Genomic DNA, 8,873 nt, shown 5'->3' with positions numbered 1-8,873 from the left:
AGGCTCAACTTAACGAAGTAGCTCGCAAATTGAACGAACGGCCAAGGAAGACTTTAGAATACCAAACGCCCGCTGAACGATTCAGCAAACTTGTTGCATCGACCGGTTGAATCCAAGGCTAATTCCTGCCTGTCGCGACCGGCTGATTTCGACCCAAACCAGACCTTGTTCGAGAAGCGAAGCTCTTGGTCTAGAATTTATGTCGCCAGGGCCGAAAATTGCAGACTGTCACGAACGGAAGGAGCGGAACATATTCAGACACTCATCAACGTTTTTTATTTCCACATCGATAAACAAGTGACTGTTGCAAAACCGCAGATTATTCCTATGCCTATGCCTCTTATCCAAAAATTTCCAGATATCGGGCCAAAATTATATTCATAAGCGACGGCGAGCACCGCAATAACTAGTCCAATAAGCATGCTCTGAGCGATAAATTTCTTGGTTATATTCATGGTGTCTTCTTACTTTAATTTAACTTAAGTTGTATGTAGATGCTATACGGGCTGCTTTGAGCCGCATCCGAACGTTAAGCCAGCATAGCAGGTTGCCAGATTGGAAAATTCACGGACTATCACAACCGGCCATCTACTACTCAAAGCGAATACGGCCGGTGTTTGGGAGCTAGTGCTTGTCCCCAATGAGCCTGGCTATAGACTGAGACATGCATCGACCGACTTTGTAACCCACTGCCTGCTGTTCGTGGAGAGCAGCGCTTCGATCAGTTCGAGCATTCCTTGAGCAGCATCCGATAAGGCTTGGCACCTGCGCTGCAAGATCAGGACTGGCCGCATCACGGCTGAACTGTCGAGTGGATTAGAGACCAGATCCGAGCTGTAAAGTTAGAGGAGTCAGCTCCGGCACATGGCTCACACCCAGCCCATGCCCGATCACGTCGGCCACGGTAGCCAGGTGTTCGACCTCAAGGCCAGAGTAGGGGACGGCAAGCCCGCGAGTCAGCTGGCCGACGTGCTGACGCATGCTCGTCGAGGGCGTCAAGTGGATTAATTCGCAGGCTGCGAGGTCTTTCATCCTGATCCTACCTTGGCGTGCGTAGGATCATGGCGGCAGTCTAAAAAGAACGGATCGTTGCACGAGGGGCCGGTATAGAAATCGGCCAGATTAGCTCCAGATGCCGCCAACCGAACATTTACCCGTCCTCGGCGCAAGTCCAAGCATTGGTCCGATCAAGCATGGAGCAACTGTGCTGTGATTCCCGGGTAGCTTGTCTTGTATTTAGCGATCACCTTAGGGGCACCATTTACTGCCAACTCAGGTAGCACGGCCAGGGCCAACCGGCCTGCACCAATGCCGCAAGAACCCGCATTCACTGCTGTCATCGAGGCCAAGGCAATGGTTGTAGTAGGGAGGAGTAGGCAACCTTCCGGAGGCAGAAGTTCATTTGAGGTAGAACGCGAACAGGACTAGTCAACAGAAGTATGGAGGTCATCATGGCTGGAAGCAATCGCAAGCTCTACTTCCGTAAGAAACGCCGTAGTCGATGCCCCCATAGCCGCACACCAAGCAAGAAGCTCGATGATGTCTAATCGGCGTTGTCCGCCTTCGCACTTGCTGACAAAGACCTGCGTCACGTTTAGCTTTAAAGCAATATCTACCTGAGTGAGGCCTGCGCGCTCCCGTGTCTCGCGAAGAACTCGGAGCATGACGCGGTATTGTGTTGTATAAATTGTCTTTTTCATAGCAGGCATATCTAGCTGAAGTTAGCAGCTTGCACGGTGCGATGAAATAGTCCAAAATAGAATATTCTAAATTAGAATAATTTTTCACTATTTCACTATTTCACTATTTCACTATTTCACTATTTCACTATTTCACTATTTCACTATTTCACTTTGCGCACATGCCTCACTCGACGAAGCTACTTGACCAAGATGGAGGTGCCTGCAGACGTGGGCTACATGGCCCTGCAAGATGGTGCCCGAATATTGAGCAGTAAGAAAGCGCTGCAACCTCTTCAGAAGTAGACGCCCGTTCAAAGCTTTTATAGAAAAATCGTTCCTTGCAATTTCTCTTTCCTATTTCAACGGCAAACAAGATGAAGATTGTTACGAAGTACCTGTATATGTCTGGAATGTCGTATAACACGGAGAATACGGTCGACGCCGTGGTGGCCTACGCTCAACAGAATAAAAAAACGCCCGTTCATAATTTGTCGTTGTCAGAGTTCCTAAATTTAACAAATCTACACAAGGAGACCACCCGAGCACAAGTCACCTCAATTTTTTGGCTGAACCCGGGATGCCACAATGGCCATACGAGTTACTGAAGATTCAGCTGCTGGGAAGAAGGAACTATTAAATGGTAGCTGGCCAATGTTTGTTTTTTTCTCATCACGGACTCGCATGTGTCATTTGAGGTCTGCCCATATGCCTAGGAAGATTTCGACTAAACAGTGAGAAAATCGATTTAAAGAATTTCATTTCAGTTGCGCGCGGCGTTTTAGCAAAGATACTTCGTGGAATTTAGTCATGTAAATTAACCTGACGATGTAAAAACATGCCAGCTGAATAACTTTGCCCTAAAAAATTCAATTGCAACCCTTCAATTGTGTTCTCGATATTGTGTTAATCAGAAGTTCGGTGGATGTAGAAGCTTTTTTATTCAACTTAGCACCTCCGCTCGTAAACTGTATTTCACAAAGATTCCTGAACAAGTATAGGGTGCCCGCGATGATAAGGTTGCTTAATTAATTGCACCCTAAAAAAAGGAACAAGCAGCGATGTGCGCGGAAGTCCCAAATAAGAAAAATGGTGATGCTGGTCTTAATCACGTAGGGGTTGTGTTGTACCTCGATTTTGACGGAGTCCTTCATCATGATGAAGTCTATTGGTCTCGTAAGCAGGGTATCCACCTACGAGCGCCAGGGCATAGGCTCTTCGAATGGGCCGAAATTTTGGAAGAAATACTTGCACAGTACTCGGAGGTGAGCATTGTGTTGGCAACCAGTTGGGTTCGGGTTAAGAGCTATGAATTCGCTAAAAAGCAACTGAGCCCAACCTTGCGGAGCAAGGTTATAGGCGCTACATTTCACCGTCGGGAAATGAATAAATTCGTATTCGAGAAGACTGCGCGGGGGGAGCAAATCTATGCCGATGTTAAACGCCGTCAGCCAACAGCTTGGCTAGCGATTGATAACGACGACGTCGGATGGCCAAGCCATTGTCGCAGTAACCTAATCAAGACCGATGATGCACTGGGATTGAGTGACCCTAACGTTCAAGCGGAAATCCGGACACGTCTAAGAAAACTCACTGCAGTAAAAGTTTAGGTGAAGCTCGTAACATCGCACCCAGGGCTTATCGTACTGTCGATCGTGTCGCCTGCATCAATCCTATATTGATGCAGGCGAGGCTTACATGATCTGTTCCCGGCCTTCAGTTCATGGCCCCCACGGCGCAGGTGCTGCGTGGCATCGTCGCTAGGCGGCCCGAGAAGCTTGTAACCGCTCGTCGCTGCATAGGCAGTCTGGCGACTTGGTGGAGTGCCATAATACAGCGCGACGTGCTTATCCGCGCAACAGATGAAAGTGCAGGGCTACACTCGGCCCCGCCGCTGGCTTGCCTCATCAGGTGCGGCTTAATTGGGCATGCGGAACGACCGCTTTGGCGGAACCCGGCCGTTCAGACCAGCATATTAGGTTGCCAGGTTGAAAATCCAGCGGTGGGCGCGAAAGGCCGGAACCAATGGGATGGACGCCCCCACCCGTAACGGCATCAGATGTGCCAAAGTGGAAGTGTCAACCAACCACTTGAGTCGAGGGGGGCGTCACCATGAAAATTACGACAATCGGCATCGATCTGGCAAAAAACGTGTTTCAGATTCACGGGGTCGATGCACACGGGAAAGCGGTGCTCATGAAACAGATCAAACGAGAAGAGATGGCGGTCTTCTTCGCCAACCTGGCACCGTGTCTTATAGGCATGGAAGCATGCGGCAGCGCTCATTATTGGGCGCGCAAACTGCAGATCCAGGGGCACACAGTCAAGCTGATGGCACCGCAATTCGTTAAGCCATATGTCAAGACCAACAACCATGATGCGGCTGATGCCGAAGCTATTTGCGAAGCGGTTACCCGTCCGACGATGCGCTTTGTACCAGTCAAGCATGTCGAGCAGCAATCAGTCCTGGCGTTGCACCGAGCTCGACAGGGTATCGTCAAGGCCCGTACTGCGCAGGCGAACCAGACCCCCGCGCTCTAAGGACTCTAGTTAACTTTTTGTGGGTATGCGGACTTTGCTGTTTTCGAAGTCATTAGATACGCACGAGCTGCTGTTGTGGAACTCGGTGCCTGTTCTGCATGACGAACGGCGAAGAGTTGCTCATAGGCTACATTTTCCTATTCCTCTTCACTTCCTTCTGATAAGCTAGATATGACCTGCGACGGCCTTCCCGGTCGTCATTTATGCCGATGGCATTACCTGCTGTTTCCTACCAGCATGACGCATGTCAATATCTGATCATTATCATAATTACAAGAAAGTGAGTGGCCATGAGGTCTAATTTGCCTATTACCGGCCATGAAATCCTTCTTGAAGAGGGCAAGACCATCGTTTCTACGACGGATTTGCAAGGCAACATCACCTATGCGAACCCCTATTTCATCAGTATTTCTGGTTTTACCGAAGATGAGCTGATCGGTGCTCCGCAGAATATCCTGCGCCACCCTGATATGCCGGCAGAAGCATTCGATGACCTTTGGAGCGTCATTCGCCAGGGCTATCCGTGGACTGGCATGGTTAAGAATCGCTGCAAGAACGGTGACTATTACTGGGTGCTGGCCAACATTACGCCAGTGATTGAAAACGCGAAGCCGGTCGGCTACATGTCGGTGCGCACGCGGCCGAGCCGCGATATGGTCAAGAAAGCCGCTCTAGCCTACGCCGCGTTCAAGAAGGACGAAGCCCAGGGACTGAAAATCATTCGCGGCAAGGTGGTAGGGGATCGCCTGCTAGATCGTCTGCGTGCGCGTCTGCGTCTCTCGTTGTCGGCCCGCTTGCTGCTGGCTGGTGTGTTGCCGGCCGTGGTACTAGTGATCTGCGCGGCCAGCCTCTTCGGTGGCGGTAGCAATGCCCTAGCCATAATAGCCATGCTGATGGCACTTGTCACTTTGTACCAGTGTTGGGCCTTGCATGGCACGATTGCAGTGCCGTTGCGCATAGCTACTAGCTTGGCGCGGCAAATGGCCGGTGGTGATCTTACCGCGACATTCGATGCGGCGCGCGACGATGAAATCGGGGAGCTGCTGGCCACGCTGCGGCAGATGAGCATCAATCTGCACAGCATCATCGGCGACGTGCGCAGCAACTTCAAACTTATCGAGCACGCCACCGACGGAATCGCTAGCGGAAACATGGATTTGTCCAGTCGTACTGAATCGCAGGCATCGAGCTTACAGCAGACTGCAGCCAGCATGGAGCAGCTCAACTCCACTGTGCGGCAGAGCGCTACCAACGTCAAAGACGCCGACCGTCTAGCTGGTCGCGCTTCGGACGTCGCCAGTCAGGGTGGCAATGTGGTATCGCAGGTGGTGGTCAAGATGGATGGCATTAGCGCTTCGGCGAACCGTATCCTGGACATCATCAGCATCATTGACGGCATTGCCTTCCAGACCAATATCCTGGCTCTAAATGCGGCTGTGGAGGCAGCGCGTGCCGGCGAGCAGGGTCGGGGTTTTGCGGTCGTCGCCGGCGAGGTCCGGACACTGGCTCATCGTTCGGCTGCGGCCGCGAAGGAAATTAAGGGCTTGATCGACCAGTCGATCAGTGAGGTCAACACAGGCACTGAGCTCGCCAGTCGCGCCGGCGCGATCATGACCGAAGTAATCGCCTCGGTTACCCAAGTCAAGCATGTGATGAAGGAGATTTCGCACACGGCCACCGAACAAAGCCTCGGCATTGGCGAAGTGAACAAGGCCGTGGCGTCGCTTGACGACATCACGCAGCGAAACGCTGCGTTGGTGGAAGAGGCCGCAGCAGCCGCTGGCGAATTGGCCCAGCAAACGCGCTGCGTGGCGCAGGCAATTGCGGTGTTCAAGGTGCAAGACAAGCGCACCGACCGTCGCGCTTCGCTGTAGTTGAATTTATAAAGTAATGGAGCTGAAAATTATCGTTTTGCGACTATTTTTTCTGTTTACGTATGATGAAAGCGCTTTTCATTTATAACTTGGTAGCGGTTGATGCCTGACTGGTGCCTGTCAATGGTGCTCTGCGCAGCAGTACGCTACCAATCTTCGTAAGCCTTAGGTGTGTAACCCGTTCCCTTGTCGAACCTTATCTCGTTCAGCTAGCGAAGCTCCGCGCTGGTGTTGAGTTACCCTAACCTGGAAACGACTGGATGCCGCCTGCTGCAGCGCAGCGCAGCGCCGCGCCTGTGCCGACCCCTTTGCTGGCTATATTGAGCAGCGCATCGACCGATGCAAGCGGTGCTGCCACGTAGCCGCCAGGTTGCAGCAACAAGGCGAGTGTTTCAGCGAGGCCGGTCTCGCTCGCTCTGGCCGGGATCTTTTATAGACTGTTCGTTGCTCAATGTCCTGGGTTGGGGTGAAAACTTGAGTTTAGGTGGCTGTGTCCAGCATGTTTGCAATGTCGGCTGGTGCTGCAACCACGCTGCGGAGATGCCAGGACAATGGCGGCACCGGTATTTGATCCGAGCCATTTTACTGAAGGGATCCCCCATGCCAGATCACCCAACCTACGACAACTCTGACTAGGTCCTGCGCCTCCATTGTTGCCCAGCTCGCGGTCGCCGGATTGACGCCGCTGGAGCGGACCACCGCGATCTCCATCAAAACCTATCCGACAGCCGTCAGGCTCAAGGATGCGCATGCATACCTCGAGGACTTCGGGCTCGGCGAGACGAATTACGTGCTGCATGCGAGTACTACAGCGACAGGGCAAATGTCCTGAGCGACCGGAGAATGCTTATGCCCAAGGATGCTGATCCCGCCAGCGCGAAGGGACTGGCCTAACACTTCACCTCCAGCGCCGAGAAGGCCGTCCTTGATTCCTATGCGGCGCCCCTGTTCCTGCGTTGGGGTAATTCGGCTGCTGCAGCGGTCGATGACGACGAAGGCGAGGCCGAATCGACCTCAATGTAAGATGCAGGTTAGCACGCTGCTGGAAAGATTCACATGCCGAGGGCGTCCGAGGTTACGTCGTCGCTTACAAGCACGTGATCGAACTTATCGGTCATCGTTTTCTTCGAGCAGTTTGTTAGTAGCGCCGCACGTCGGACTTCACCCCGCCCAACTCCTTTGACTAGCTCTAAATGCAATGGCATAAGTTGGAAGTCGTCATGCAATTTGTATTAAGGTAAGCAGCGAATCTGAACTTCCTGAAATTAGCAACCGCTCGTGAAACCCTCACCTCGCCAGAGCGCTTTGGGAATGTCGTCGAAACGGATCGTCTGCACACTAGTCATGCAGATAAGTCAGCAAAGGCGCTTTTGCAGATCATAGACTTCGTTCAGATCGCCAGGTTCGTAACTGCCGTCCGTATTCGCTGTGAGGCTTGCAATAGTCTCAATGGTTTCAGCGGTGACGGCCAGTTGGCCCAACGATCACGGCGTGACAGGCTATCGTCGTTCTCATCTGCTTTCCAAAAGGTCAGGCACTTAAGTCTGTTCATTTCTCTATTCTGTAATGATTGCTTTTATCCGAACTCGGCCGTTCGCATCAGCTTAGCAGGTTGCCGGTCTGGAAAATTCACTCACTGTCTCGACAGACAGCTCTCGAAATCGGACGGACAACGACCGGCCGATTTAAGCGGAAAGTGAACTTCTATACACTGAAATTCCCCGGCCTTCACCATGTCTAAAGACGTGGCGAGCGGTGCGTAAGTTGTGCTGACGTTTACGTCATCGCTCTTTCCGCTCAGCAGGATCCGGTTGCACTGGTTCAGGCCCTTACGACGAAATTGCACCAAGTACCCTGCGATATATATTCAGGCACGTCGTTTGACGAGATCTGGTAGTCGGTAGATTTTTGCGGTCACTTCAAAATCATCTAGCGCTCCGCCCAATTTTTCACGAAGCGTCCCGCGCATGTAGCCTGATGGGAGAATAGCTTTAAGGTTGGGTGATAGCCCTCTTGCTACTTTCTCCATAGCAACACCATCTATCCTAGGCCTGATAATATCAATAAAGAGCACTTTGATGTCTCGATTCTGCTTTAGCAGGTTCAAGGCCACGGTTCCGCGGTTGGCAGCGAGTAAGTTCTTACAACGCTTGGTGAACAGGGCATCTGTAAGTAGTGAAGGGCCGATTGATGCTGAGATGGATGCGCGTACGTCAGCATCCACGAAGTGTGCTGTTATGGTATATGCCGATATTGCTGACTGGACAGGCCGAACTGCAGAGTAGATTGGCGCGTGGATATGCTGGATGTTCACTTACGCCTGAGCATTTCGTACGGAATTTGGAAACCTCTCTCTGCATCAGGGAAGGGAGCTGGTCCTGCGACAGGTTCGCGTGATATGGTTAGCAATGCGTAAAAAAGTCATCTATGTTATCGTCACATTATTAGCTTGCACTGCTGTAACGTACTTGCCGTGGCTTGCGTTTCAGGAAGCACAGAGGCAAGCGCTCGACTCAGAAAGCAAGCTCGCGCTGGCATATGCGCGGGACGTACGTCACCGCGCAGATGAACTTTGGAAGCAAGCGGAGTCAGCAATTAACCGCGTAGCCCGAAGTGGTTACGTACCTTGCTCAAATAAAGCACGCGCTTTACTGTATGAGATGGCTTTGTTGCACAAATAGGCCCCGTTCAGCGGTCTAGCGTGGGTGCGGGGTAAACTGACGGCATGACTGCCCCAGCAAAACCAAAGTACCGAACGACCAACTGGAAAGACTACAAC

At 51.9% G+C, this 8,873-nt stretch carries 4 protein-coding genes and 2 pseudogenes; 3 read left to right on the top strand and 3 right to left on the bottom strand.

The genetic code is table 11. The annotated features are described in order from the left end of the window. Nucleotides 1-816 precede the first annotated feature (816 nt). Both AC56LV_RS24360 and AC56LV_RS24355 read right to left on the bottom strand, forming a co-directional pair. Nucleotides 817-1,041: pseudogene (locus AC56LV_RS24360) on the bottom strand (LysR substrate-binding domain-containing protein); the annotation flags it as partial. A gap of 383 nt (nt 1,042-1,424) precedes the next feature. Further along, nucleotides 1,425-1,700: a helix-turn-helix domain-containing protein gene (locus AC56LV_RS24355; RefSeq protein ID WP_499561525.1), complete on the bottom strand. Its 276-nt coding sequence runs from the start codon at nt 1,698-1,700 to the stop codon at nt 1,425-1,427. Nucleotides 1,701-2,740: 1,040 nt separating this feature from the next. On the opposite strand from AC56LV_RS24355, the gene AC56LV_RS24350 reads away from it, so the two are divergent. The 3 genes and pseudogenes from AC56LV_RS24350 (at nt 2,741) to AC56LV_RS24340 (ending at nt 6,094) form a co-directional block, all read left to right on the top strand. Next, nucleotides 2,741-3,289 carry an HAD domain-containing protein gene (locus tag AC56LV_RS24350; protein WP_499561523.1) on the top strand — a complete coding sequence of 183 codons (549 nt, stop codon included), beginning with the start codon at nt 2,741-2,743 and terminating at the stop codon, nt 3,287-3,289. Nucleotides 3,290-3,791: 502 nt separating this feature from the next. Then, nucleotides 3,792-4,217 (top strand): annotated as a pseudogene (locus AC56LV_RS24345) (IS110 family RNA-guided transposase); the annotation flags it as partial. A gap of 293 nt (nt 4,218-4,510) precedes the next feature. Then, complete coding sequence (locus AC56LV_RS24340; protein WP_499561521.1) at nt 4,511-6,094, top strand: methyl-accepting chemotaxis protein; 1,584 nt, start codon at nt 4,511-4,513, stop codon at nt 6,092-6,094. Nucleotides 6,095-7,961: 1,867 nt separating this feature from the next. Here the strand turns inward: AC56LV_RS24340 and AC56LV_RS24335 are convergent. After that, on the bottom strand, nt 7,962-8,318 hold the full coding sequence (locus tag AC56LV_RS24335) for a hypothetical protein (RefSeq protein ID WP_499561520.1): 357 nt from the start codon (nt 8,316-8,318) through the stop codon (nt 7,962-7,964). Between the last annotated feature and the right edge of the window lie 555 nt (nt 8,319-8,873).

Source organism: Telluria sp. RB2R28 (assembly GCF_059685835.1).
This window is presented reverse-complemented; position numbering and strand designations above follow the sequence as displayed.

Coding starts and splice junctions, on each gene's coding strand:
- AC56LV_RS24355 (WP_499561525.1), bottom strand. CDS start 1,700: ATGAAAAAGACAATTTATACAACACAATACCGCGTCATGCTCCGAGTT.
- AC56LV_RS24350 (WP_499561523.1), top strand. CDS start 2,741: ATGTGCGCGGAAGTCCCAAATAAGAAAAATGGTGATGCTGGTCTTAAT.
- AC56LV_RS24340 (WP_499561521.1), top strand. CDS start 4,511: ATGAGGTCTAATTTGCCTATTACCGGCCATGAAATCCTTCTTGAAGAG.